24 protein-coding genes are annotated in these 24,330 nt (G+C 54.9%); 7 read left to right on the plus strand and 17 right to left on the minus strand.

Annotation, left to right across the window (positions count from 1 at the left end):
- Nucleotides 1–2,202, minus strand: coding sequence for a carbohydrate-binding family V/XII (locus ACGHAD_RS17385; protein WP_382414406.1), 2,202 nt, complete (start codon nt 2,200–2,202; stop codon nt 1–3).
- 228 nt (nt 2,203–2,430) lie between these two features.
- Between ACGHAD_RS17385 and ACGHAD_RS17390 the strand changes: the two genes are divergently transcribed.
- The 4 genes from ACGHAD_RS17390 to ACGHAD_RS17405 all read left to right on the plus strand — a co-directional run bounded on the left by ACGHAD_RS17390 (nt 2,431) and on the right by ACGHAD_RS17405 (nt 7,134).
- Nucleotides 2,431–4,056 carry a methyl-accepting chemotaxis protein gene (locus ACGHAD_RS17390; RefSeq protein ID WP_382414404.1) on the plus strand — a complete coding sequence of 542 codons (1,626 nt, stop codon included), beginning with the start codon at nt 2,431–2,433 and terminating at the stop codon, nt 4,054–4,056.
- A 267-nt stretch (nt 4,057–4,323) separates the two neighbouring features.
- Nucleotides 4,324–4,602, plus strand: coding sequence for a hypothetical protein (locus tag ACGHAD_RS17395; RefSeq protein WP_382414402.1), 279 nt, complete (start codon nt 4,324–4,326; stop codon nt 4,600–4,602).
- A gap of 280 nt (nt 4,603–4,882) precedes the next feature.
- Nucleotides 4,883–6,487: a glycosyl hydrolase family 18 protein gene (locus tag ACGHAD_RS17400; RefSeq protein ID WP_382414400.1), complete on the plus strand. Its 1,605-nt coding sequence runs from the start codon at nt 4,883–4,885 to the stop codon at nt 6,485–6,487.
- A gap of 185 nt (nt 6,488–6,672) precedes the next feature.
- On the plus strand, nt 6,673–7,134 hold the full coding sequence (locus tag ACGHAD_RS17405; RefSeq protein WP_382414398.1) for a type II secretion system protein: 462 nt from the start codon (nt 6,673–6,675) through the stop codon (nt 7,132–7,134).
- Here the strand turns inward: ACGHAD_RS17405 and ACGHAD_RS17410 are convergent.
- The 8 genes from ACGHAD_RS17410 to ACGHAD_RS17445 all read right to left on the minus strand — a co-directional run bounded on the left by ACGHAD_RS17410 (nt 7,131) and on the right by ACGHAD_RS17445 (nt 14,895).
- Nucleotides 7,131–9,104: a sialate O-acetylesterase gene (locus ACGHAD_RS17410; protein WP_382414396.1), complete on the minus strand. Its 1,974-nt coding sequence runs from the start codon at nt 9,102–9,104 to the stop codon at nt 7,131–7,133. The two genes, ACGHAD_RS17405 and ACGHAD_RS17410, sit on opposite strands and share 4 nt — an antisense overlap.
- Before the next feature lie 145 nt (nt 9,105–9,249).
- A complete protein-coding gene (locus tag ACGHAD_RS17415) occupies nt 9,250–9,885 on the minus strand; it encodes a class I SAM-dependent methyltransferase (RefSeq protein ID WP_382414394.1) in 636 nt (211 codons plus the stop codon).
- Between the two features lie 80 nt (nt 9,886–9,965).
- Nucleotides 9,966–11,354: a tetratricopeptide repeat protein gene (locus tag ACGHAD_RS17420; protein WP_339616875.1), complete on the minus strand. Its 1,389-nt coding sequence runs from the start codon at nt 11,352–11,354 to the stop codon at nt 9,966–9,968.
- Nucleotides 11,351–11,986 carry an energy transducer TonB gene (locus ACGHAD_RS17425; protein WP_382414392.1) on the minus strand — a complete coding sequence of 212 codons (636 nt, stop codon included), beginning with the start codon at nt 11,984–11,986 and terminating at the stop codon, nt 11,351–11,353. Before ACGHAD_RS17425 ends, ACGHAD_RS17420 begins: the two co-directional genes overlap by 4 nt.
- Nucleotides 11,986–12,393 carry a biopolymer transporter ExbD gene (locus ACGHAD_RS17430; protein WP_339616877.1) on the minus strand — a complete coding sequence of 136 codons (408 nt, stop codon included), beginning with the start codon at nt 12,391–12,393 and terminating at the stop codon, nt 11,986–11,988. Before ACGHAD_RS17430 ends, ACGHAD_RS17425 begins: the two co-directional genes overlap by 1 nt.
- The gene (locus ACGHAD_RS17435) at nt 12,390–12,773 is read right to left on the minus strand and encodes a MotA/TolQ/ExbB proton channel family protein (protein ID WP_339616878.1); all 384 of its coding nucleotides are present in this window, start codon (nt 12,771–12,773) and stop codon (nt 12,390–12,392) included. The genes ACGHAD_RS17430 and ACGHAD_RS17435 overlap by 4 nt, the downstream gene beginning before the upstream one ends.
- Entirely contained in the window at nt 12,770–14,122 is a 1,353-nt protein-coding gene (locus ACGHAD_RS17440) for a MotA/TolQ/ExbB proton channel family protein (RefSeq protein ID WP_339616879.1), read from the minus strand. Before ACGHAD_RS17440 ends, ACGHAD_RS17435 begins: the two co-directional genes overlap by 4 nt.
- Nucleotides 14,119–14,895, minus strand: coding sequence for a DUF3450 family protein (locus ACGHAD_RS17445; protein WP_382414389.1), 777 nt, complete (start codon nt 14,893–14,895; stop codon nt 14,119–14,121). Before ACGHAD_RS17445 ends, ACGHAD_RS17440 begins: the two co-directional genes overlap by 4 nt.
- Nucleotides 14,896–15,072: 177 nt before the next feature.
- Here ACGHAD_RS17445 and ACGHAD_RS17450 point away from each other — a divergent pair, with 177 nt between their 5' ends.
- From ACGHAD_RS17450 to ACGHAD_RS17460, 3 genes are all read left to right on the plus strand, one after another.
- The gene (locus tag ACGHAD_RS17450) at nt 15,073–17,238 is read left to right on the plus strand and encodes a TonB-dependent receptor (RefSeq protein ID WP_382414387.1); all 2,166 of its coding nucleotides are present in this window, start codon (nt 15,073–15,075) and stop codon (nt 17,236–17,238) included.
- Between the two features lie 100 nt (nt 17,239–17,338).
- Nucleotides 17,339–18,019, plus strand: coding sequence for a Fe2+-dependent dioxygenase (locus tag ACGHAD_RS17455; RefSeq protein WP_339616882.1), 681 nt, complete (start codon nt 17,339–17,341; stop codon nt 18,017–18,019).
- Nucleotides 18,020–18,033: 14 nt separating this feature from the next.
- Complete coding sequence (locus ACGHAD_RS17460) at nt 18,034–18,525, plus strand: DTW domain-containing protein (RefSeq protein WP_382414385.1); 492 nt, start codon at nt 18,034–18,036, stop codon at nt 18,523–18,525.
- A gap of 7 nt (nt 18,526–18,532) precedes the next feature.
- Here ACGHAD_RS17460 and ACGHAD_RS17465 read toward each other — a convergent pair whose 3' ends face one another.
- From ACGHAD_RS17465 to ACGHAD_RS17500, 8 genes are all read right to left on the minus strand, one after another.
- The gene (locus ACGHAD_RS17465; RefSeq protein ID WP_382414383.1) at nt 18,533–18,958 is read right to left on the minus strand and encodes a hypothetical protein; all 426 of its coding nucleotides are present in this window, start codon (nt 18,956–18,958) and stop codon (nt 18,533–18,535) included.
- Nucleotides 18,959–19,036: 78 nt separating this feature from the next.
- Nucleotides 19,037–19,648, minus strand: coding sequence for a DedA family protein (locus tag ACGHAD_RS17470; protein WP_382414381.1), 612 nt, complete (start codon nt 19,646–19,648; stop codon nt 19,037–19,039).
- A complete protein-coding gene (locus tag ACGHAD_RS17475; protein WP_339616886.1) occupies nt 19,645–20,697 on the minus strand; it encodes a lysylphosphatidylglycerol synthase domain-containing protein in 1,053 nt (350 codons plus the stop codon). Before ACGHAD_RS17475 ends, ACGHAD_RS17470 begins: the two co-directional genes overlap by 4 nt.
- Nucleotides 20,697–22,025, minus strand: a complete 1,329-nt coding sequence (gene clsB, locus ACGHAD_RS17480; protein WP_382414379.1) for a cardiolipin synthase ClsB — start codon at nt 22,023–22,025, stop codon at nt 20,697–20,699. The genes ACGHAD_RS17475 and clsB overlap by 1 nt, the downstream gene beginning before the upstream one ends.
- A 12-nt stretch (nt 22,026–22,037) precedes the next feature.
- The gene (locus ACGHAD_RS17485) at nt 22,038–22,781 is read right to left on the minus strand and encodes an endonuclease/exonuclease/phosphatase family protein (protein ID WP_339616888.1); all 744 of its coding nucleotides are present in this window, start codon (nt 22,779–22,781) and stop codon (nt 22,038–22,040) included.
- A gap of 199 nt (nt 22,782–22,980) precedes the next feature.
- The gene (locus ACGHAD_RS17490; RefSeq protein WP_382414377.1) at nt 22,981–23,301 is read right to left on the minus strand and encodes a hypothetical protein; all 321 of its coding nucleotides are present in this window, start codon (nt 23,299–23,301) and stop codon (nt 22,981–22,983) included.
- The gene (locus ACGHAD_RS17495) at nt 23,288–23,842 is read right to left on the minus strand and encodes a sigma-70 family RNA polymerase sigma factor (RefSeq protein WP_339616890.1); all 555 of its coding nucleotides are present in this window, start codon (nt 23,840–23,842) and stop codon (nt 23,288–23,290) included. Before ACGHAD_RS17495 ends, ACGHAD_RS17490 begins: the two co-directional genes overlap by 14 nt.
- 7 nt (nt 23,843–23,849) lie before the next feature.
- Nucleotides 23,850–24,227, minus strand: coding sequence for a DUF6249 domain-containing protein (locus ACGHAD_RS17500; protein WP_382414375.1), 378 nt, complete (start codon nt 24,225–24,227; stop codon nt 23,850–23,852).
- Nucleotides 24,228–24,330: the final 103 nt, after the last annotated feature.

Here is a 24,330-nt window from a genome sequence, read left to right on the forward strand (position 1 = left end):
TTAACGCCGAAACCCACCCCGCGCTGGCATCGGGCGGGCGGCGGCGCGATTCATACCGCGCTGGCGCGCCTGAAAATCACGATTCAAATTGCTGCGATCAATACTCGGCCTCGTGCTGGGTCGATGGTAGTTTCCCGGCAACTGCTGCGGACGGTTGATCGGTTCCTGCCGTTGTATGGTGTCGCGGTTAATGTTTTGGGGCCGTGTTTGCGGCAACGACTCGCGAATCTCATTAGCGCTGCGATCGGGCTGCCAACTGCCTTTATCCCGCACTTGCCATTGATCACCCACCTTGCGCGCCACATTGCCACTTTTATCGACAAACACATTATTGTCGCGACCTTTTGTGAGTTGCGCCGTTTTTAAATTGCGTTTAACGGTTTCGGCGCTGGCGTTGCGCACGCGGTTTTCGGGCCGCTGGTATAAATTGCGGTTTAGGTGTCCGGCGGCAACCGTGTTTTTGTTTAAGTTGTTTTTAATATGGGTACGATTGCCAATATTAACGTTGTTACCAATATTAATATTGCCGGTGTTAATCACCACCGGTGGGCGATGGTAGCCGCCGCCGTACCAACCACCGCAACAACCCCAGGGCCGGTATGGACCATGCCAACCGCCGCCCCAACTGGCACCAAAACTAAAAAAGCCATTGCTCCAACTCACCCCCACGTTCCACCCGGTCCAGGGGTTATACCCCACATGCAAACCCCAGGTAGGCGGGCGCGGATAATAATAGTGGCCCCAGTAAGGCGGGTAATACCAGCCGGTGCCATACACGGGCACCCCGTAATAGGGAAACGACCACATATAACCTGGCCGATACCCCACGTAAACCACCTCTGGGGTCGATTCATACACCTCGACATAAGTCGTGTTATACACCGGCGAGCTGGGAGGAATTTTATTAATCTCGTCTTCGGGGATGGTGTCGGCGACTAGCCAGGGGCCGGTAGGTTTTGCCGCCACAAACCAGACAGCGTTATCGACCGCGTAGTACTTGTTATCGATCTTCAGTACTTGGGCGCCGGTATTAACGGCATAAGCCACTTCAGTTCCTTTGATGTCCTCAAAGGTTGGGGGGCCGTCGTAGGTTACCTCAAGGGTGGCTTCGCTGCGTTTTACTGCGGTCGTCTGCGGTATTTGCGCATCCAGTAAAGCATCGTCAGCTTCTTCTGTACCGGCTACCGAGACCCGTAAGCCACCAATATCCGAGGCCGGCGGAATATCACTAAAGCTGCTCGGCAACCGGTCGGCGCGAACAAACTGCCAGGGGCCGTCTTGATCTTTGGCGCGATACCAGCGACCAGACAACAACAGATACATCTGGCCGCCTTCGATATCGCGCAACCAAGGGGTTTCGGTATTTTCGACGTACAATAATTTTCCCCCAGCCAGACTCTTCCAGTTAGGCTTGCCCTGAGTGGCAATCAGCTCGGTCGGCTCAGTGGCGACCACCACTGCGGGGGGATGGGCATCGGCGGGGGTGTCAGTTTCGGGCTCGGGTAACATGGCCACTAAATCAGCCGGTGGACTGTTCGTGGTTTGCCAAGGACCAAGCGCCGATTTCGCGCTGTACCAAAAGTTACCACTGCTGAGATAAAAGCGATTTTGCGACTTGTTGTGAACCACCAAAAACGGGGTGTTTAACGCGCGCTCGTAGGGGCTGTCCTCTACCGCCGAAAAATTCGGTTTGCCGTCATACAACAGCAGTACCGCCAGCTCATCGGCAAACCTAATCTCGGGCGCTTCGTTTTTCAACTCGGCTAAACTCTGCTGTTCTAGCTCGGCGTTTTCTAAACTGGCGGATAAACTCTCTAGGCTAATGGTAAAGCCCACCGTGGGGATGGCCGCCTCCACCACTTGGGTAAAGCGCGCCTCATCGGCGGCCTCCGAGTCGGGCCAGCCGACGCGGGTCACGGTAATATCGCGCACCAATACCTTGCCCGAATCGCGGTTGGTATCAATTCTGGCATCAAACCAAAAAGCGCCAAACACCGGGTCTTTTTGCCCCTTTAACTCAAGCGACATAGCGGCCCGTCCGCGCAACTGATTACCGGTTATTTTTTCGGGTTGCGGTTGATAAACGACAATCAACCCCTCATCGGCCGTTATCTGCTGCGGCCACTCAATGGCGTTAGCAGCGCTCGCCAACAAGACAAGCCATACACCCACAACACTCGCTATCCATTTCATCCGTGCCATAACCCACCTCAGTGAAGCAATGCTTTTGCTGAGTTTAGCAGCTAACCGACACTCTAACCCCAAGCCTATCAACTAAGATGCATTACAGAATTTAAGGTCAAGGCCGATAACCTAAAATCGTCTGCGTATTTTGCGCCAAATGGCGAGCTTAGCTGACACTTCTGTTGGCACGAAAAACGTTAACGGCCTACCAAACGACCGGACAACTCGAATCAAGTGAGACACTTTATGAAATGGTTAACCCGCAGTATGCAAACCCGCCTCGTTGCGGTGGTTGCGTTGGGCATTGCCGGACTGTTGCTGGCTGCCGAAGTGGCGATTGCGATGCTCAACACCCAGCTCACAAACTACAATCAGTTAATTGAGCGCAATATTGCCTATGAGCGCAGTATCTCCACGATGAATTTCGCCTTTAAGGTGCAGGTTCAGGAGTGGAAAAATGTGCTATTGCGCGGCACCGATCCCGTCCAACGCGACAAATACTGGAGCCGCTTTGTTGACGCCCAGAGCGATATTCAAAATACTGGCAAAGCTCTAACCCAAGAACTGCCAGATGCCAATTCGCGCGAGCTGTTAAACCAGTTTCTTTTGGTCCATGCCAAGGCATTCAATAATTATCAACAAGGCTTTGAGCGCTTTGCCGCTAGCGGTTACAACCCGGCGGTAGGCGACCAAGCCGTGGCCGGCATCGATCGTGAGCCGAGCCGTTTGCTGCAAGAGGCCGCCGACCTTATCGCCAAAGACGTTAAAGTGGCCGCCGCCGCAGTGCGGCACACCAGTCAGCAAGTATCTTTTTGGGCGCAGGTAGTTACCTTTGCGGTCGCCTTGATTGCGCTTGGCGTGTTGTGGCTATTGCTGCGCTCGTCACTTATTCGCCCTCTGCAGTCGATTATGAGCCACATTAAACATATGGCGAGTGGCGACTTCTCACAGCCGTTTCATTTGCAACGCCAAGACGAGCTGGGCCAGTTGGGAGACAACCTGCGCAATATGCAGCAAGAGATGCGCTCGGTGGTAGGCTCGGTAAAAGCCACCGCCGTGCAGCTCGGCGATGCCTCGGCCAATATCAATCAAACCGCCTCCGATATTGCCCGCCATATTGGCGCAACCGAAAGCTCGACCGATCAGGTGGCGGCGGCCGTTAACGAAATGTCGTCGACCGTACAAGAAGTGGCCAATAACGCCTCCGGTGCGGCTGAAGCGGCTGGCGCCGCCGATAAAAGCGCTCGCACAGGGCAGGGCGTCATGGAGCAAACCGTATTGGCCATTAGCCAGCTCTCAACTCAAGTGGGGGAAGTAGGCCAGGCAATGGCACAACTGGAGACCGAGACAGACAGTATCGGCCGTGTTCTTGGCGTTATCAAAGACATTGCGGAGCAAACGAACTTGCTTGCCCTTAACGCGGCCATTGAAGCGGCGCGAGCGGGGGATCAAGGCCGGGGCTTTGCCGTGGTCGCCGATGAGGTCCGGGCACTGGCGCAGCGCACTCAGCAATCTACCGCCGAGATCCAAAACATTATCGAAGCCGTGCAAGCCGGCGCCAGCCGAGCGAGTCACGCGATGGAGACCGGGCAACAGCAAACTGAGCGTACCGTATCACTGGTAGACGAGACCGGACAAGCCATTCGCGACATCTCAGATGCGATTAACGCCATTGTCGGGATGAACACTCAAATTGCCACCGCTGCCGAAGAACAAAGCTACGCCGCAGAAGAGATCAATCAAAATGTGGTTAAGGTGGTCGAGCTGGTACAGCAAGCCCATCAAGCGGCGCAGCATTCGACCCAGACGGCCAACGAGCTGGATACCACGGCGCAAAAACTATCGGGGCAAATAGCACATTTTGTGGTTTAAGCGCCCAGGTTAGATTGCCTTTACAACGGGCTAGAGTGCACTTACACCTAGCCCTAAAACAGAGAAACACACCGCTACTCTCACCGGCGCCGACTATCGCACCGGCCAGTAAACGCGATGGATGCAACCGCTTTAGCGCAAACCTAAAAACATTGGGGGTTATCGTGTAAAGCGTGAAATAATTCACGTTGAAAAACTGGGTGGCATTAAAAAAACCGCTACACTCTTCGCACACAAGCGCCATACTAATCGCGCTAAGAAGTGCCCATGGAACTTTATCTCGCCAGTGTGGTGATGCTACTCACCATCGCCGCCGCCGTTTACACCCAGGCGCAACTCGCAAAACATATCAGCAATAGCGCTCAACGTTGGGTGGTACGTACTAGCCTAATCGCTATTGGTATTGGGTTTGCCTGGGTGAGCAATAGCACCTATCAACCTAGCGGCGCACTCCAGTTCATCGTGTGTATTACAGCGTTCTGCATCACCCACGTGCCTTCTGCTTGTATTTTATATTTAAAGCGCAAGCGGGCAGCCCAGCGTTAAGTGGATAAACTCACTGGGCAATACCTCACCTCATTTGTGCTAGGCATAGCGCATCTATCAACATTTTCTAAAGTGCTTATTGGCCACCATGGCAATCGACAGAACGCCGACTAAGTTGCATTAGTTAACGCCCAAAAACGCTACAGTACACGGCGAGCGATTAGGTGATTTACAGGTAAGCGGTCAGCACGCCATTAAAGAGCTAAACCATTAGCCAGCGGCGACAACGTTGCCTCGCAACACAACAATAATGCCCCTCAATCAAACAGGATGATTGCTCATGAATGCACTTAGTAACGTAAAATTACTCGCAAAAATGACAGCGCTGTCTGCGGCGCTAATAGGGCTCAACGCTCAGGCGGCCGATAAAGTTGTCGGCTATATTCCGTCATACAAAAATATGACGGCGGTGGTGGATTTGGTGGATCTCAGCCAACTAACCCACATTAACCTGTCGTTTTTAAACCCCAATGCCAACGGCGTGGTTACCGCTGGCGGCGACCCGGTGTGTATGCCAGGTACCTTTGGCGGCAATGTCACCGGCTCCGAGCTAAGTTATGTCATCAATAAAGCTCACCAAGCCGGCGTTAAAGTACTGGTGTCGGTGGCCGGCGGCGTGATTCCCAGCTGCTCCGGCGATTGGCAAACTCTGCTGAGTCCGGCTAACCGCGCCAATACCGTGAATAACCTGCTCAACTTTGTCAGCAGTTACAATTTAGACGGCTTGGATGTGGATATCGAAGGCGTGGTGTTAACCGCCATCGACAACGCTGGCAACTACACGCCGTTTATCCAGGCGCTGCGCAACGGTTTGCCCAGCGGCAAGTTGCTTACCTCAGCCACCGCCTCTTACAACGGCGGTATGGTGCCCACCTCGTCACTGCCTTACTTCGATTTCGTCAACATCATGTCCTACGATGCGGTAGGCCCCAGCTGGGGAGTGTCCGGTAACGAGCACTCAAGTTACGCCCAAGCGCAATCGGACATTGCCACCTGGAAGGCGCGCGGGTTAAGTAAAGACAAATTAGTACTCGGCGTACCTTTTTACGGTTATGGCTTTGGCGGTTATGCCCCCAGCTATTCAATATCAGACATAGTGGCGCAGTTTGGCGCCGGCGCCGCGCAACAAGACGTGATTGGCAACTTATGCAATGGTTGCAGCTACATTACCTACAATGGCCTACCCACTATTCGCGCCAAAACCCAGCTGGCTCTGCAAGAGGGCTCGGGTGTGATGATTTGGGAGCTGTCGCAAGATGCCAGCGGCAGCAACAGCTTACTCAGTGCCATTAACAACGAGATGGACGCGGGCGGCGGCCCGGGCAACACCGGCGACTGCCCGGCCTGGGTTGAAGGTACCCCCTATGACGTCGGCGACGTGGTGTTGTATCAGGGTGGCTATTACGTCGCCGAGTATGCCAATCCGGGCTACATCCCCACAGTCAGCACCTACTTTTGGAATCCAACCACCGCCGCCGCTTGTGGCGGAGAAAACCCCGCGGGCTTTAGCCAAAAAATTGAGGCGGAGGGGTTCACCAACATGAATGGCGTACAACTTGAAGCCACCAGTGACACCGGTGGCGGCCAGAATATTGGCTGGATTGATAGCGGCGACTGGATGGCCTACTCGGCGATGAGCGTACCGGCTGCCGGTAACTACCGTGTCGAGTTGCGGGTGGCTAGCCCCAGCGGCGCACAACTGTCGCTGGATTTAAACGGCGGCCAGACCCAGCTAGGATTAGTGGATATACCCGCGACTGGTGGCTGGCAGAACTGGCAAACCGTCAGCTTAGATGTACCACTGCCCGCTGGGCCTTTTAGTTTTGGTATCTACGCTCCGGTCGGCGGTTGGAACATTAACTGGTTCAGCCTGACCCAGCTGTAAAACCATACACCAGCCTCGGGCGCAACGCCTGAGGCTGGCATAGCCTCGACGCCTCATCGCTTAATAGCAGCTAATTTTGCACTCAGCACGCACCTGCTGCGCTAGGCAGCGTCTCAACAAACTTGCTATGATCAGCTAATAAATGCGCCATCGGCGTCCACCTAAAAATCAACCTAGCCATGACAATGCACCACCCTAAAGGCTTTACCCTTATTGAGTTAATCGCCGTCATCCTTTTATTGGGCGTTCTCGCGGCTGTTGCCGTGCCCCGGTTTATCGATTTAAAAAAGGCCTCGCTACAGGCGACCATGGAGTCTATGACCGGCGCAATGAAAAGCGCGGCAACCATGATTTATGCAAAATCCGAAGTAGAGGGTGTGGCCGATCTTGCCAGCAGCAGTGTGGATATTGACGGCACCAGTGTTGCCACTGTGTACGGTTACCCCTCGGGCACAGCAGCGGGTATTGATAAGATGATGAACGCCGGTGGCTGGCAAAAACGCCCCAGCATATACAGTGGGGCCTGGGTGTATTGGCACGGTGTGATTCAAGAGGATGCCGGTGACGCGCAATGCTATTTACGCTACCGCCAACCCACCGGCCCCAACCTGGCACCGGTGGTCGATGTGCAAACGTCGGGCTGTTAATCGGCGGCTTTTTCTTCCACCGGTAAACTCAGCGAAAACGGCATCAGCGGCAAGCCGCTGCGATTTTTTACATTGGCTTTATCCGGAAAGTCGGCCCAGCCGTAACGCACTCGCGTCGGGGCTTTTACTTTATCGCTCCAGACCAAAATGTGATCACCCTGTAATTCCGCTTTGGCCCAAACAAACTCCCCATCGCCGCCGGCAATGGCAAAACCGCTGGGCTTGCCTTTACTGACCAAGCCACGGCTGGCGTGGGCAACGCTGATCAGAATTTTATCCTCCTCAATACTCATGCGATAAGCGGCGGGGCTATCAGCGGCGAGTTTCGCTTCAGCGTAAACAAGCTTGCGCGCGGCCAGAGCCAAACGATCGGCAACGCCTTTTTTGTTAAGCGGGTGAATGTCGTTCCACTCACCGAGCCCCAAGTTTACAGTCAACGCGGTATTGGGCTCGCTGAGTACATGAGCTTGCGAATCACGCATGACCGCCCAATCGCTGGGCTGATTGGCATCGTCGGTAAGCGCACCAAAGCCCGGTAACTGCGCCACAATAAACGGCAGCCGTGGCTGCTTAAAGTGCGCGCGCCAATCGCGCACTAAAGCCGGCAGCAACTGGGCGTACTCGGCCGCCGCGCCGACGTTAGACTCACCCTGATACCAAATCACACCTTTAAAAGGCACATTAAACAAGGGCGACAGCATCGCGTTGTACATGCCCACCGGCTGTAAAAAATCCCAAAAAGTGGTGGGCGGTGTGGACGTGTGGTTAACGCCAATTCGATACCGCCATTCGCCGGCTAAGTCGATAGACTTACTCGCCAGCTCTAACGCGTAGGGTTTATCAGGCACAAAACCACCGTCGTTATTATTGGTAATCAAGCGCACGGTAATCTCGTTAGCGCCGGCCTTTAACACCCCTGTGGGCACAGGATAAATACGCGGCGGATACTGATAGGTGATATTGCCCACTTGCTGACCATTCACATAGGCGGTATCGGCATCGACGATTCGTCCCAGGCGCAACGTGGCCGCTTGGCCGGCGGCAGACTCGGGCACCATCACGGTTTTTTTCAACCAGACCACACCGTTGATCTCACCCAAACCGCGCTCGGACCAAAAGCCCGGCAATTTAATCGCTTGCCACTGGCTGTCAGCATCGGCCGCAAGCCAATTATCCGCTAAGCCTTGGTCGTGTTTGTTGATGTAGCTGTACCACTGATCGCTCGCTTTGCGATCGGCGGCTTTTTGCGCGTCCACATAGCCGGGTTTTGCATTTTGCTCGGCCTGCGCTAAGTAATGCGGAAACGCTTTTAACGCCTCGGGGCTCATCCACGACTGCGCCGTAGAGCCGCCATAAGCGGCGGTGACAATACCCACCGGCACGTCTTCGGCTTGCTCGATGGCCTTGGCAAAAAAGTAACCCACCGCCGAAAAATCCGGCAGGGTATCGGGCGCGGCAGCCACCCAACTACCCTCGGGCACGTCAGTTTGCGGGGCTTGGTAATCGACAACCTTAGGCACCTTAAACTGGCGAATGCGGGTATTGGCCGACTTAGCAATCTCGGCAGCGTACTTCTCGGCCACCCGCGCCATGGGCAGCTCCATGTTGGATTGCCCGGAAGCCAGCCAAACATCGCCAAAGTAAACGTCTGCTAGTTCAATACGGTTATCACCCGCTAGCGTCACGGTATGGGGCCCACCAGCACCGAAGGTGTTGCTGGAGCTAATACGCCACTGGCCGTCAGCGTCCGCCTGGCCGCTGGCCACTTGCTCGCCATCAACGCTCAGGGCCACAGCCTCGCCTGGGTCTGCCGTGCCCCAAAACACCACGGGTTGGTCGCGCTGTAAGATAGCACCATCGGACAAAATCCGTGGCAGCTGCACATCGGCGGCCGCGCTAAAGGACGTTATAGAAAGGGCCACCGCGAATGGCGCGATTAGCAGGATACGGGCGTTACTCACTATGCTCATGGGGTGTACTCTTGATACTTATAATAGTCTCACCGACTATAACAAAGGCTAGCCGCGCTCGCTATAAGCCTTGCTCAGCACAACAACAAAAGCCTTCTGCCAGTGCCGCTTAGCCAGTGCATAATTCGAGTCTCGGCATCGGCGTTTAGCGCTTGCAGGCCACCGCCGTAAAAAAGTGCCAGTGCTTAGCTAGACCCTGTAAGGTGGTGCCCGGTTCATCGGTTATCTGCCACAATTGAATGTCAAACGGCACCAGCAGTTGCTCAACCTCACGCTGGGTAAAAGCGCTGACGTTCAATGCCGGCTCGCGCGCCCAGGAGTCGTTCACACCGAGCATATCAACACTCAGCACGCCACCTGCGGGTAAACACTCGGTGATAGCCTCCCAGGCAGCGGCAAACTGTGACGGCGGACAAAAGAATAAGCTGCGATGGGCCAACACCAGGCTCGCCCGCGGATGGCGATAATCGACAAAACTCGCACACTGCAAATGTACACCGGGGTCATCGCCATAGCGCTCTCGGCAGTATTCGATGGCCGCCGCCTCGGCGTCATAGCTGTATACGGTATAGCCTTGCGAGCGTAAATAGGGAATATCCAAGCCCGAGCCACAACCCGCATCCACGGCGATTTTGGCAGGCTGACCGGCGGCTAACGCAACCGCTTGCTCGGTAAGATCGCGATGGGGAAACCCCTCGGTGCGAGCGTAAAAGTCGCGCCAGCTTTCATGTGAGCGGGGCGGCGCTGGTGATGTGCGAGTGACCTTTGAGGTGTCTGGCATCATGCCTCCTTGTCATCCAAGTTACGAGTATAACCTCATGGTGATCAGATGCACCTTCCATCCCAGCTTTTACACGCGAGCTAGCCCCGGCCGCCGCGCTGATTAACAATGCGCTCAAGGGTGTTGATATTGCGCTGTATTTCACCGCTGGGTTGCTCGCGATATAAATCGCGCAGCAACGTCAAAGACTCGCGGTAGCGCTCCTGGTTGATTAACGCCTGGGCTTTGCCCATTAGCGCCTGCTGCCGATAACCGGGTAGCGCGGCCGCGCGGGAGTAGAGCATCTCGGCCTCGGCGTAGGCCTGGGCGTTGGTTTTTAACCGCGCTAGATCGACGATGGCATCGGCAAAGCTGGGGTCGAGCTCGATGGCGTTTTGCATGGCAGCCATGGCGTTTGTTTGCTCGCCGCGATGCTCCGCCAAGCGCGCCTGCAGATGCAAGCGGCGGGCGTTATCGGTACTGCTGAGTTTGCTTTTGTGCGCATCGATGCTTTGCAACAATTGGCCGGCGGCGCGCCATTGCTCTTCGCTCATCATCCAACTGGCGAGGCGACTTAAGTAGCCCATATTGATGTCGCCGGCGGCGAGGTTTTTATCCAGCAGTGCGAGCGCGCGGGGAAAATTGCCCGCTTGCATATGCAGCTGCGCCGCGGCTTGGCGGTTGGCGCTGCTCACGCCGCCCAAACGAATGGCCACCTCCAAGCTGCTTAAGGCCTGATCGGAATGATGCTGGCGCAACTGCACTTGGGCGCGCTGCACCCACAGCTCGGCGTCGTCGCTGCGCTGGTTAATTAAATCGCCCAGCAACGCCTCGGCGCTGTCGTACTGACCCGATTGAGTCAGCGCGTAAAGCAAGCCCGATTGCCAATCGCGATTGTCCGGATCGAGCACCAACGCTTGCTGGTACGCCTCGGCGGCGGCAAAGCTTTGGCCGGCTTTTAAATTGATGTAGCCCAAGTAGCCGTAGGTGGTGGAGTCGGTAATCCCCAAACTGACCGCGCGGGCCAGCGAGGTGCGCGCCTCGCGGTATTGCTCATCGGCAATGGCGGCCAGTGCTAACGCTCGGTGGGCGCGGGCAAAGTCGGGCAATAATGTTAACGCGGCGCGATAACTCTGCGCAGCGGCTTGGTTGTCCTTCAGTTGTTGCTCTATTTGGCCGCGCAATAACCAGAGCGCAGCGCTTGGCTCATCGCTTTGCTGCGCTGTTAGCAGTGCTAACGCCTCCGTGTACTGCTCGGCCTGCAACAGCGGGCGCAGTTGCTGCGCGAGCGGTTGTTCAGCAGCGGCTAAACTAGCCTCGCGCTCGCCCAAAATGGCCGTGCCCGCCGGCAGCTGCCATTGCGGCGCGGTGATCTCGATGGCAATGCGCGGGTCGACCCCGGCGTTTTTGCCGGTGGCTGACTGCGCGCCAAAGGCAACCGCTAACACACTGGTAAACGCTACAACACAAGCGAGGCGAGACTTCATCATTTGGCAAACTCCACGGGCCAGGTAAACACGGCGCGAACCGGCTGACCTTTTTTGGTCGGGCTGGTAAAACGGGTTTTTTGCACCACTTTATCAATCAGCGGCTGCAATTCGGGGTAGGGGTTAGAGCGCACTCCGCGCAAGCTGACGTGGCCGTTCTCGTCGATCATCACATCCAGCTCCACCGTCGCCTGAGTAATACCCCGGCGCACCAAGCTATTGGGGAACACTGTGCGCGGGCTGTTAACCACCTGCGGCAACTGATCCAGCTCGGCCAAGCCAAACGCCTCCCAATTAACCGTTAGCTGGGTGCTCCATTCGGGGGTACTGGCCAGTTGCGGCACCTCGGGCTCGGCCAACTCCAGTTGCGCATCCAGCTCTGGCACGCCCAGCTCAACGCTGGCACCGCCGCCGGCGATATTTAGCTCCACCGCCGTGGCCGTGCTCTGTTGCTGAGTCTGCGGCTTCGGGGGTGGCGGCGGTGGCGGCGGGGCCGACAACTCGATACTGCGCACCTCGACCTGATCGGGCTGCAACAGCGGTTGGTTTTGCAGCCACTGCTCGGCACCGATCAAAATCGCCACCAGCAACACGCCTAAGCTCAGGGCAATGGCCCGTCGGTGAGTGCTTTTCATTACCGGCTCTGGGTCGCGATATTAACGCTGGTAGCACCGCCGAGTTTGGCCTCGTCGATCACCTCGACCAACAGCTCGGTAGGCACTTGTTTATCGGCCTGCACCACCACCGGTGGCGGCTCGCTGCGGCTTTGCTGGGCGAGTGCCGCGCGCACACCGGACACCCCGATATTGGTGCCGTCGTACATCACTTCACCAGCGCTGGTAATGGCAATCAGCATGACCTGCTTTTGCAACTGCTCGCTCGATACCGCCTGGGGCTTATCGACCTCGACGCCGGTTTCGCGCACGAACACGGTGGTGACAATAAAGAAGATCAGCAGGATAAACACCACATCCAACAGCGGCGATAAATCGATACCGCTTTGGTGGGTTTCTTCTAAGCGTTGGTGCAAACTCGGCTTCACGCTTGGGCTACCTGTAAACGGCTCCAGCTAGTGGCGCGGCGGCGCAACCAACCCAGCAGCATCCAACCCGGCACCACCATCAGCAGGCCCAGTTGGGTGGTCATAAGCGCATCGGCGATGCCGGTGGTCAGTAACTCTTGCTGATCAAGCTGGCCACTGGCCATGCCTTTAAAGGTCACCAATAAACCGGCGATGGTGCCCAGCAAACCCAGCAACGGCAAGGCGGCTAGCATGGGGTTAATGGCCCCGAGCCAATGCTGCACTTGTTTGTGCCAATCGCTGCTTTGTGGCTGTAACAGTAAATCCAAAATCAGGCCGTACACCACCACCGCCAGCGCGATGATCAGCCAGATAATCAGGTTATCCCAATGTAGGTTCACGATTGTGCTCCTTGAGCTTTTGGCTCGGTCTCGATTTGGCTAAATTTGATGGCATCCGTCTCCAGCTGGCTGTAGTAAGACTTAACCCAGCGCTGCAGTACGGCGTGCAGTAACAACGCGGGGATGGCCACCACCAGGCCTAACTCGGTAGTGATCAGCGCCTCGGAGATACCGCCGCTCACCACGGACGGATCGCCGGCGCCAAACAGCGTCATCATTTTGAAGGTTTTGATCATGCCCGATACGGTACCCAGCAGCCCCAATAAGGGCGAGACAGCGGCGGTAATGGCAATGGCGCCCAACCAATACTCCAAGCGGTGCTTGTGCTCAAGCAAGCAGGCAAACAAGCGATCGTCGCGCTGCTGGGAGGTGCCGCTGGCGCGGGTAATCTCGATCATCTCGCGCTGTGCGCCCTGGGCTTGCTGCGCCAGCTTGTTAAGCGCCGAATCGCCCTCGCCACTTTGCACCAGCTTCTCGCAGCGCTCGGCCAGTGCCGGCAGGAGTTTTGGCTCGCGCCACAGTTGCAGCGCTTTGCCCAAACCAATCACCAAGGCAAACAACGCAAAGCCTAGGATGGGCAGTACCCACACGCCGCCCTTGGTTAAGTGGGCCAATACGGACTCTTGGTTTTGCGACAACGCCAGCGCGCGGTTTAGGGTGGGGTCAAAGCTCACATTGCCACGGCCAGTGCTTTGCAGTTGTTGTAACTGCTCTAGCGCACCACCGCTTAATTCCAGCGCCGCCACGGGCAATGGTTGATCCTCATTGCGTTGCAGCAAACCGCCGCGCTCGGCATCAGCCTGTAAATACCACTCCACCGGGCCGACTTTAATTTGCGCCGCGCTCACGACTTCGCCGCTGGGGCTCACGAGCGATGCGGTGTGCCACTCGGGGTACAACTGTTGCTCCATATCCTGCAAGCGCAGCTGCAACCAGTCGAGCCCGGCGCTAAAGTTTTGCCTTACCGGTAAATCGCGCTCGGTGCCACGGGCGAGTTGCTGGTGTTGCCCGGCCAACAAGTTGTGTTGATAACGACCCTGGTTGCGCCACTCGGCCAAGCGCTCGCGCAGCTGATCCAAACTTAAGGTTTGCTCATCGGCTAAGCGGCGGGCGACGGCCGTCTCTTGGCGCAGTTGGCGTACGTCGTCACTCAAGTTGTGCAGCTTTTTACCCAGCGCGGTGCGCTCGGCGGTGAGTTGTTTTTGCGTGCTCGCCAGGTTTTGTTGCGCACTTTTAATATCGGCCACCAGTGAGGCCTCGACTTTACTCGGCAAGCCATCGGCGGACACGACCGCCGAGCACAACAATAACGGCAGTAGCACGCGCAGGGTTTTAGTCACCAGCTTCATTGGTCACCTCCCACAGCGCTCGCCAGTGGTGCGGGCACCATCGCGGGCTCGCGCTCGCCTTTCAGCATGGCGACAATCGCGCGCACATCGGCCGGGTCGATATCCGCCTGTTCTTGCCACTGCCAACCGCTGGCGGTGGCCGTGCCGCGGCCAAAGTACTGATCATCGGCGCTGATGTACCAGCCTTGTGCAACACCTAAATAGACTTGATCGGCTAAGATTTCGCGGCCGTCGGTTAGCGTCATCGCGGTGGTATTTAAGGCAACCCGGGCATTAAATCGGTCAAAATCGGCCACCAGTGCCAACAGCGCCTGCAAGCGCTCGCTGCTATCGAGCGCCTCGGCGCCAAGCTTGGCTAATGGCTCGCGCCACTTAGCCGCCAGCGGCGGCGGCAATTGCGGCGCCACTCTTTGTACCTGTTGATAGGCGCGCTCTAACTGACCCTCAAGCGCCTGCTGATCGGTCTCCATCTGCTCTTGCTCAAGCAGCAATTGTGCGCGGGCCTCGTCTACCTCGCTGCGCTCACCTTTATTGGCCGCTAGCGCCTGCTTTAGCTCTTTTTGCTCGGCCTCTAATAATGACACTTGCTGGCGCAACGCCGCCTCTGTGAGCGCCCAATCGGTTTGCATCTGATTGCGCTGCTGCTCCAGGCCAACCCATTGGGATACTAATTGTTCAGCAGCCGTCGTAGCCGGCTCGGCCTGAATGAGCCCAGACATCACGAGCAGGCTTGAACACAGCAAAGAGCGGCGCAGTAAAAAAGGGAGATTCATGGGTACAGGTACATCCGAATTAGCTAGATAACAAATAGTTCCATAGTATTTCACTAATAATAACGCAAATTGTTTTTATTTACATCGGTTTTGCGGTATTCTAATGAGAATGAGTCGTATTAAATTAATACCTCACCCCAAAAACCGTTTAATGCTCTTTTTAAAGGAATCAGCTTCATGAACTACCGTCACCTCCCCATCACCATCGGCGCCGTCCAACGCTGCGCACTTGCCAGCGCCGTAGGCTTTGCCATGAGCAGTACCGCCTTTGCACAAACCTCTGGGGAAGGTGCCGTATTGGAGAAAACCCGTATCGAGAGCACCGATGAGCGCTCTTATAAAGTCGATTCGATGAGCTCACCCAAGCGCACCCAACCGATCCTGGATACCGCCGCGACCCAGTATGTGTTGACTGAACAAGTGATGGACGACCAAGGCGTTGATTCGCTGCAGCAAGCGCTGCGCAACGTGCCGGGCATTACCATTGCCGCCGGCGAGGGTGGCACCAACCCAGGCGACAACCTGAGCATTCGCGGCTTTGACAGCAGTGAAAACATCTACGCCGACGGCGTGCGCGATACCGCCGTGTACGAACGCGATGTGTATAACCTAGAGCAATTAGAAGTCACCCTCGGCCCCTCATCAACCTACAACGGCCGCGGCTCAACGGGTGGCTCGGTTAACTTAATCACCAAAACCGCAAAATTTGATACGGCTTATCGCGGTACCGTTAAAGCCGGTAACGATGATCAGCTGCGCGCTACTATCGACTTGAATCAGCAACTCAGTGACACCGTCGCAGGGCGATTAAACCTATTGGTGGAAGACAGCGGCACTCCCGGTCGCGATGTGGTCGAGAATACCTCTGTGGGTATCGCACCATCGCTGGCAATGCAGCTGGGCGAGGCGACCCGCTTAGACTTGTACGGTGAATACTTAGATCAGGACAATATCCCTGACTTCGGTATCCCGATGTTTACCCGCGACAACGGCGAAGTGTATATCCCCGATGGCACCGCCGATAATTTTTACGGTTTTGCCGAAGGCCGCGATACCGAAGAAGTCGACGTAATGACCTTCTCGGGTAAAATCAGCCACGACTTTAGTGACAACACGCGCTTAACCAGCTTGCTGAAGTACACCGATAACGATTTGTTTTACGTGCGTACCTCGCCGCGCTTTAGCCGTACCGACCCAGACAACTTTGCTCGTCGGGACGACATTAAAAGCAAATCACAGTCGCGCGATATCGTCACCAGCCTGACCGACATCACCACGCAATTTAACACCGGCTCCGTTCAGCACGATTTTAATGTCGGCGTAGAGCTAACTCAGGAAAACCTAGACCAGTACGTGGTTAACGTTGAAAGCGGTGATTACCCGGTCGATACGCCTTTATACAGCCCCAACCCCAACGACACCTGGGTTGGTAGCATCAGCGAGGACAAAAGCCAAATTCGCGCCTCTGAGAGTGAAACCTACGCAATCTACGCGTTTGATACTCTGACTTTAAACCAACACTGGGAATTAACCGGTGGGGTGCGTTTAGAGCAGTTCGACTTAACCTACAACCAAAACTACACCAGCAGTGGCCGCAGTGGCGAAACTCCGCCATTCTCACTAGATAGCAGCGACACCATGCTAAGCTGGAACGCCTCGGCCGTTTATAAACCCGCCGAAAATGGCTCGATTTACTTTGGTGTCGGTTCTGCGTTTACCCCAGCTGGCAATGGCTTAACCCTAAGCGCTGACACCGCCGATCTCGACCCGGAAGAAGCGCTAAGCTACGAGCTAGGCACCAAGTGGGATCTGTTTAGTGGCAACTTGTTAGCATCGGCCGCTGTGTTCCGCACCGTGCGCACCAACGCGCAAACCACCGACGCCGATGGCGAGGGCATTGTGCTGGACGGCGAGCAGCAAGTGGACGGCATTGAGTTTGGCTTGACGGGTAACATCACCGACGCACTGCAAATTCAAGCGTCGGCGGCGATTATGGATTCTGAGGTGACCGAGTCAAACGACCCCGAAGAACAGGGCAACGAACTGGTCTTAACCCCCGACAACACCTTAAGCATCTGGGCCAACTACACCGTAACCGACAGCCTAAAAATCGGTGGTGGAGTACAGCACATGGGTGAATATTCCGTGCGCGACGGCGTTACGGTACCCAGCTATCAAGTGCTACAATTGATGGTCTCTTACCAGCTAAACGACGCTATTTCGTTCCAGCTAAACGGTGACAACTTGGCCGACGAGCGTTACATTTCATCGTCACGTCCCGGCGGTCACGCCTACGTCGGCGACGGCCGCTCAGTCACCTTAGGTGCAAACTTTAGCTTTTAATGTAAATGCTAAAAAACGGCCCGCCGGTTTTTAGGTGGGCTACCAAACAGCCCTCGCGTTTGCCGGGGCTGTTTTTGTTTTTAGACTTTGAGGAAATCCTATGCTGCATCGCATCGCATCCGTACTGACCAAAGCGCAGGTACAACACGCCCGCGAGCGTTTGGCCGAGAGTGACTGGATCGATGGCCGGGTAACCGCTGGGTTTCAATCGGCGCAAGCCAAACACAATATTCAACTGCCCGAGAATTCACCCGTTGCCCGCGAGCTGGGCGATATGATTTTATCGGCGCTGGGCGCCAATCCGCACTTTATGTCGGCGGCGCTGCCCAATAAAATATTTCCACCGCTGTTTAATTGTTATCGCGAAGGCCACAGTTTTGGCAACCACGTGGATAACGCCATTCGCCCCGTGCGCGGCACGGCGGTAAAAATTCGCACCGACTTGTCCATGACCTTATTTTTGTCTGAGCCAGACGAGTACGACGGTGGCGAGCTCATTATGGAAGACACCTACGGCAACCAGAGCGTCAAGCTCGGCGCCGGCGATTTAGTCCTGTACCCCTCGACGAGCTTACACCGGGTCGAAGCCATTACCCGCGGCCAACGCATTTCATCATTCTTTTGGCTGCAAAGCATGATACGCAGCGACGAGCAGCGCCGCATTTTATTTGATCTAGACCAATCCATTCAGGGCATCACCACCGATTACCCAGACGACCCACGGCTGGTTTCTCTGACGGGTGTGTACCACAATTTGTTGCGCCAATGGGGCGAGTGTTAGTCGCCGCTGGCTGCATGTTTATTACTCTACTAACCCACGCTACGGAGCTTGATAAAACCAGTAATACCGGGCAGTTAGTGTTGTCCGCTTTTGCTCAGCAACGGGCTGCCAATTGCCAGCGTATTATTTGGCAGCGTAAACAACCCGATGCCGAATTACTCCTGCGCATTAACGCTATGCCCAGCGCATTGCTGTACCCAGCACCCAATGGGCAAGCACCCATCCTGCTACAAGAGCCCCGCCATACACCACTGCCCGAGCATATCATTTTGTTGGATGCGACCTGGCAACAAGCGCGCAAGATGTACAACCACAGCCCCTACTTGCACGCTCTGGCGCACATTGAGCTAAAGCCCGATGTACCATCGCAATATCGCTTGCGGCGCAACCAGCAAGAATACGGTTTGTGTACCAGTGAATGTGTCGCGGCGTTATTGCGGCGGGCAAACCATACCGCATTAGCAGAACAGCTCGACACCGAGCTTGCCCTAAAGCAAGCTCGGTAACATCGGATTACGGGGTGACGCGGCGCCAGTGTTCATACTCAACACGCTCATCGTTTTCAAAGCGCTCGGTATACCAGTTGTCACCCTCCAAGCGATAACGAAACTCGTACGAGTCTTTGCCCACCTCGCCAAACGAGGCGATGCTAGGCGTCTCAGTGTAGTGTGAATCAGTTGCAATGTAAGGGCCGCTGGCGGCCGCCCAAAACTCGCCATTGCGTTTAGAGATAAACGAAAAATGATCGGCATTGATCACTTTAATACCAATAAACTTTTCTTGGTTATAGTCCAGCATCGCGCCTTCGGCGTTTTTAAACTCACCGCCGGCCAGTTTCCAGGTGCCGGTTAGATCTGCCGCTTGCAAGTAGCTTGCGCTAAGCGCAAAAAGCAAGGTCAGTAATTTACCCTGTGTGTTAAGTAATAACTGCAATGTCATACCATGAGCCTTTGTTTATTAAGTGAATCGCAAAGGATCATCTATCAGGCTTTTTTTGTTTTTTTATGGTACCCGAGCTCAACCGGTTTTGCCCGATTTTTCTGGTCCGCGCCAAACGCGCCACACGTACCAAAGCGTCATAGCGACAATAACAGCCGTGCTAATAGGGCCAATATAATCGCTGGCGGCGGAAAAATTTTGCCCCAGAACCAAGCCTAAATACGCCAAAAAAGCCGACCAAATCGCCGTGCCAATGGCGGTAAACAGTAAAAACGGCCACAGCGACATTTTACTAATACCGGCTGGGATCGAAATCAAAGATCGCACCCCCGGCACTAAGCGCAACAGCAATACCGTCCAGATTCCGTAACGATCAAACCAGCGCTGGGTTTTATCGATATCTTTGCGGGTAATAACGAACCAACGGCCGTATCGATCACACCAGTGTTTTAAGCGCTCGGCACCGAGCTTATGGCCCAAGTAATACAAAGGTAGTGCACCTAGCACTGACCCCACCATGCCCGCTAACACCACCAAGGCAAATTGCAGCTGCTCTTGGCTGACCAAGTAACCCGCCAAAGGCATAATAATTTCCGACGGAATAGGCGGAAACACATTCTCGATAAGCATTAAAAAAATAATCCCAGCGTACCCGGTCGAGCGGATAATATCTGTGACCCAATCACTCATGCCGATTCCGCCTCTGACAGAGCCGCCGTAGTTTTGTTGCGCTCATTGTTAGGTGTTTCGCTATCGCCTTGGGGCGGCCTGGTGAAGGCTTCAAACACCAGGTACGTGGGTGTCGCGATGGCCAGCGGAATTAAATAGAACACACAGCGATAAGCAAACAAGCTGCCCAGTATCGTGCTTTTTTCAACTTGACCTGCCAACAACGCAAGAAACACCGCCTCTAGGACACCCAGCCCACCGGGGATATGGGTAATAACGCCCGCCAAACTACTCACTAATAGCACCGCAAAAACGGTGGGAAAGTTTACATCGTCGGCCAAGAACTGGTAGATCACGCTAGCCATTAACGTCCAGTGGGCGCAAGCCACCACAAGTTGCAGCACAGCGATACTCACCGAGGGTAGGGTAAGCGTGGTATCGCGCACCTGAAATTCACGCCGTTTAGAAAACGCGCACATTCCAAGGTAGGCTAAAACCACAGCGATAAACGCCGCGCCAATAAACTGCAAGTGGGTGGCGTTAACCGCCCAACTCTCGGGCGGGTTAACTTGCCCCGATACAAACAAGCCTCCCGCCAGCAAAATATAACCAAGCCAATTCGTGGCAATGCTAATACCTAAAATTCGGGTAACATCGCCCGCTTTTACGCCCAGACGAGAGTACAACCGGTAGCGGAACGCAATACCGCCTACCAATGAACTTAAATTTAAATTAAAGGCATAGCTTAGCCAAGCGACAAACCACGTTTTAGCAACGCTTACTCTTAACCCTAAAAGGTAGCGCCCAAACAAATCGTAGCCCGCGTACACAAAATAACACAACACTCCCAAGCCAAAACCGGTTGCCAAGGTAACCATCGAGGTATTTTTCAGGGTTTCAAACACCTTGCCCCACTCAATGGTAATAGCCTGCTGATAAAGCAAATAGGCCACCAAACAAAAAAATACGACGGTCAAACCATTTTTTACCCAGCTCCAGTTAATCCAATGGCGTAGGCTATGGAGCTTCTCGCCAAATGCGCTGCGGTGACTCTCGGTACTTGGCATCATTAAACCTCAGCTTCTTTGGCTTCAATTTCGGTGTTTGTGTCGTAATCTTGCTTGCGAGTAACCCGGCGCGCGTGTTTTGACTCGGGATACTGGCGGCGCAAGTCGGCATCGCGGGTGCGCCCTTCACCCGTTTCAAAGGCTCGTTTTAGCTCACGGATTTTTGGTGTGTGCGCCGGAAACAAACCGGCAAAGGTCGGAAAGTGACGCAGCGAATGGTACATAAAAAAATCTTTAACCAAATAGTACCAACGACGACGCTTAACCCAATCGTTTTCAATTTTAGTACTGTTTTGTTCCAACGCCTCAATTTGATCGGCTAATTGGCCATTAAAAGTTCGATCGCGCACAATAATATTAGCCTCTAAATTAAACGCGAGACTTAGAGGGTCGAGGTTACTCGAGCCAATGGTCGACCACTCATCGTCGATCACCGCAATCTTGGCGTGCAGCGGCCGGTCGCGATACTCGTATATCTTTACTCCGTTGCGCAGCAGAACATCGTACAACGCCCGCGCCATAGGCAACGCAAACGGAATATCCGGGTCGCCCTGTAACACCAAGCGCACATCGACGCCGCGCTTAGCCGCTTTGCGCAGCGCACGCATAAACCGGTAGCCGGGAAAGAAGTATGCATTGGCTATCCATACCCGCTCTTTTGCCTCGTGAATACCCGCTAAGTAAGCTTTCTCGATATCACTGCGGTTGCGGCGGTTATCTCGCGAGACAAACGCCATCGGTGTGGTGCCAGGCTTATCGGGCGATTTAAGCTTCTCGACAAACTCGTGCAAATGCTCATCTTTGGCGTCGCGCACATAACTTTTACACAGGTCGCGCAACTCATTCACAATCGGGCCTTCTAGCTCAACCGAGTAGTCTTGCTTGCCTTCGGGGCCGCTGCTGATCATATGGTCGTTACACATATTGATGCCGCCAATAAAACCATAAGTCGCATCAATAACCGCCAGCTTGCGATGCAAACGACGAAACAGTTTAGGCCGCCCGTTATACCACTCAGGCTGCGGGTCGTAGATCTGAAAAATAATGCCGGCGTCAGCCAGCTCTTCGATATACTCGGGGTTTAAAAAATGACTGCCCCAGCTATCGGCCGTAACACTCACCCAAACACCGCGTTTTGCCGCACCGATCAGCGCTGTTTTTAACGCGTCGCCAATGCGGTCATCCTCCAGAATAAACGTCTCTAGCAAAATCTCTCGCTTGGCGTGTTTAATGCGTCGCAACAATTGGGGGAAAAACTCTTCACCATTGACCAACAGCTGCAAGCGGTTGTTTTGACAGAAGTGACCTTTAAACTCTCGAAACCCAAACATACTTCACTCCTGTTAAAATTCGACTTCGGCCAATAGCGGTGCGTGATCTGATAAACGCGACCAAGGTTTGCTGGACAATACAATAGGCATATGCGTCTCGGCGCCACGCACGTAGATGCGATCGAGCCGCAGCATGGGGAACAGCGCGGGAAAGGTACGTGGCGGCTTACCGTAAGCTTCGGTAAACACCTCTTGCATCCCCGCCTTCTCTTTTAAGATCGCCTGAGACTTTTGCATCCAGTCGTTAAAGTCGCCCGCCACCACAACGGCTTCGTTAGCGGGGATCGCGTTGACATGCTCACACAGCTGCTGCAACTGGATTTGCCGATGGGGCTCGCGCAAACTTAAGTGCACACAAATTGCGTGTAGCGGGTGACCAGATTGGGTATCGATTTTACAGTGCAGTAACCCGCGCTTTTCGATGCCATTTAGTGAGATATCCCAGTTGTCCCAACTTTTAATCGGGTATTTACTGAGCAGCGCGTTACCATGATGCCCCTCTTGATAGACCGCGTTGCGGCCGTAGGCAAAATCTTGCCAAATTTCATCGGCCAAAAATTCATACTGTGGTTGCTCGGGCCAAAGCTCGGCATGGCGCTCAGACCAGCTTTGATGCTCGCCCTGAACCTCTTGCAAAAATACCAAATCAGCCGATACCAAACGCACCGCATCGCGCAGCTCATGCAGCATAAACTTGCGATTAAAAGTGGTAAAACCCTTGTGGGTATTGACCGTTAGAATCTTTAAACAGGTCACGCCATTCCCCCGACACACAGAAATCTTTACACGCACATTGCAAATAACACACGTAAACCATGCGATTTAAGCCAAAAACAGCAAAAGAAACCGCAGAACAGGTGATATTGCAGGATTGATGCCGAAACGTGAACTAGGCACGCAGACAGCGCGTGAACACTGACTAGGGTCGAGTCGGCTCGGCCGGGGCTAACGGCGGCTAACTCCAGCGCTGGTAACTCCAATAGCCGCCGGCCAACACGGCCGTGGTGAACACGCCACTGACCGCAGCCGCCAGCGTTAGCCAGGCCCTATCACCTAGGCCCGTTAAGACAGAAGTGAAGTTGCCCCAGGGGAACACTAACGCCACCAACAACGCGACCACCAAACCCACCGACAGATTAGCCAGCCACAACCGGCGCCGGCTGACCGGTGCAGGCAAGCTGGCCATCACTCCAGCGGTAAAACCGTCGTCGTCCAGGTACGGCTCTTGCGCGGCCAGCGTTTGCTCCAGCCACGCGTCCAGTTTATCCGCGTTCATTGCACACCTCCTGCTGCCAATCGTGCAGTATCGTCTTGAGTTTAGTCTTACCACGCAGCACGTGAGATTTAATCGTACCTAAAGGTAGCTGCATCAGCTGCGCCGCCTCTTCGTTGCTGTAGCCCAGACGATAAGTTAAGTGCAGCGCTTCGCGCTGGGGGGCGCTCAGCTGTACCATCGCACGGTCTAAGTCGCGGCCATTAAGAGCCGGGCCCTCGCTGACCAGCTGTGCTTGTGAGTGCTCGACCAACTCGCTGTCGGGCGTAGGGATATTGCGCCGGTAATGGCTCATTAAGCTATTGCGCGCTATTTGGTACAGCCAGGTAAAAAACGCCGACTGGCGCTTAAAACCGGCCAGCGCGTGGTACGCCTTAATAAACGCATCCTGCGCAATATCGTCGGCCAAGGCGTGATCGCCGCCACACTGCTGGCGTAGCGCTTGGCGCAGGCGCGACTGATAGCGCAGCACCAGCTGGCTATAGGCGTGCCGATCGCGCCCTTTAACGGCGCGCTCGATTAAGACCTCGTCACCGAGCTCCATCGTGTAATTAATCGCCGTCGCGAGCTTGGTCGGCGCAGGAATCCTGCCATAACTTATAGTTTACCGCCCCCATCGCAATGGGTATCAGCGCCAGCGCCGCCACATCTAACCCAGCGGCAAAAAACAGCGCGACAAAGGCCGCGCCACCAACCCATAACAGGTACAAGCTACGCCGATACAAAGGGTCGCCCCCGGTGTTTTTAGCCGCGCCGGTAAACAGTGATTCGGGCACCGGCTGGCCGCTTTCGATCAGGCGATTAATAATCTCTAGCTGCAGCTGCTTGCGCTTATGCAAGCTAAACATCAAGATTCCCAAGCACAATACTGGGGTCGAAAACACCATAATGATGGCAACAATAGGAACCAGAATACTGATGTCGTTCACGGTGGACTCCTCGGTCTATCACTCAATTACAGGATAGACGCGGGCGGGGGCAAAACAGATGCAAGGTTGCTGGGCAGACACAAAAAAGCCACCCGAAGGTGGC

The sequence above is a fragment of the Gilvimarinus japonicus genome (assembly GCF_042847215.1).
GTDB lineage: Bacteria > Pseudomonadota > Gammaproteobacteria > Pseudomonadales > Cellvibrionaceae > Gilvimarinus > Gilvimarinus japonicus.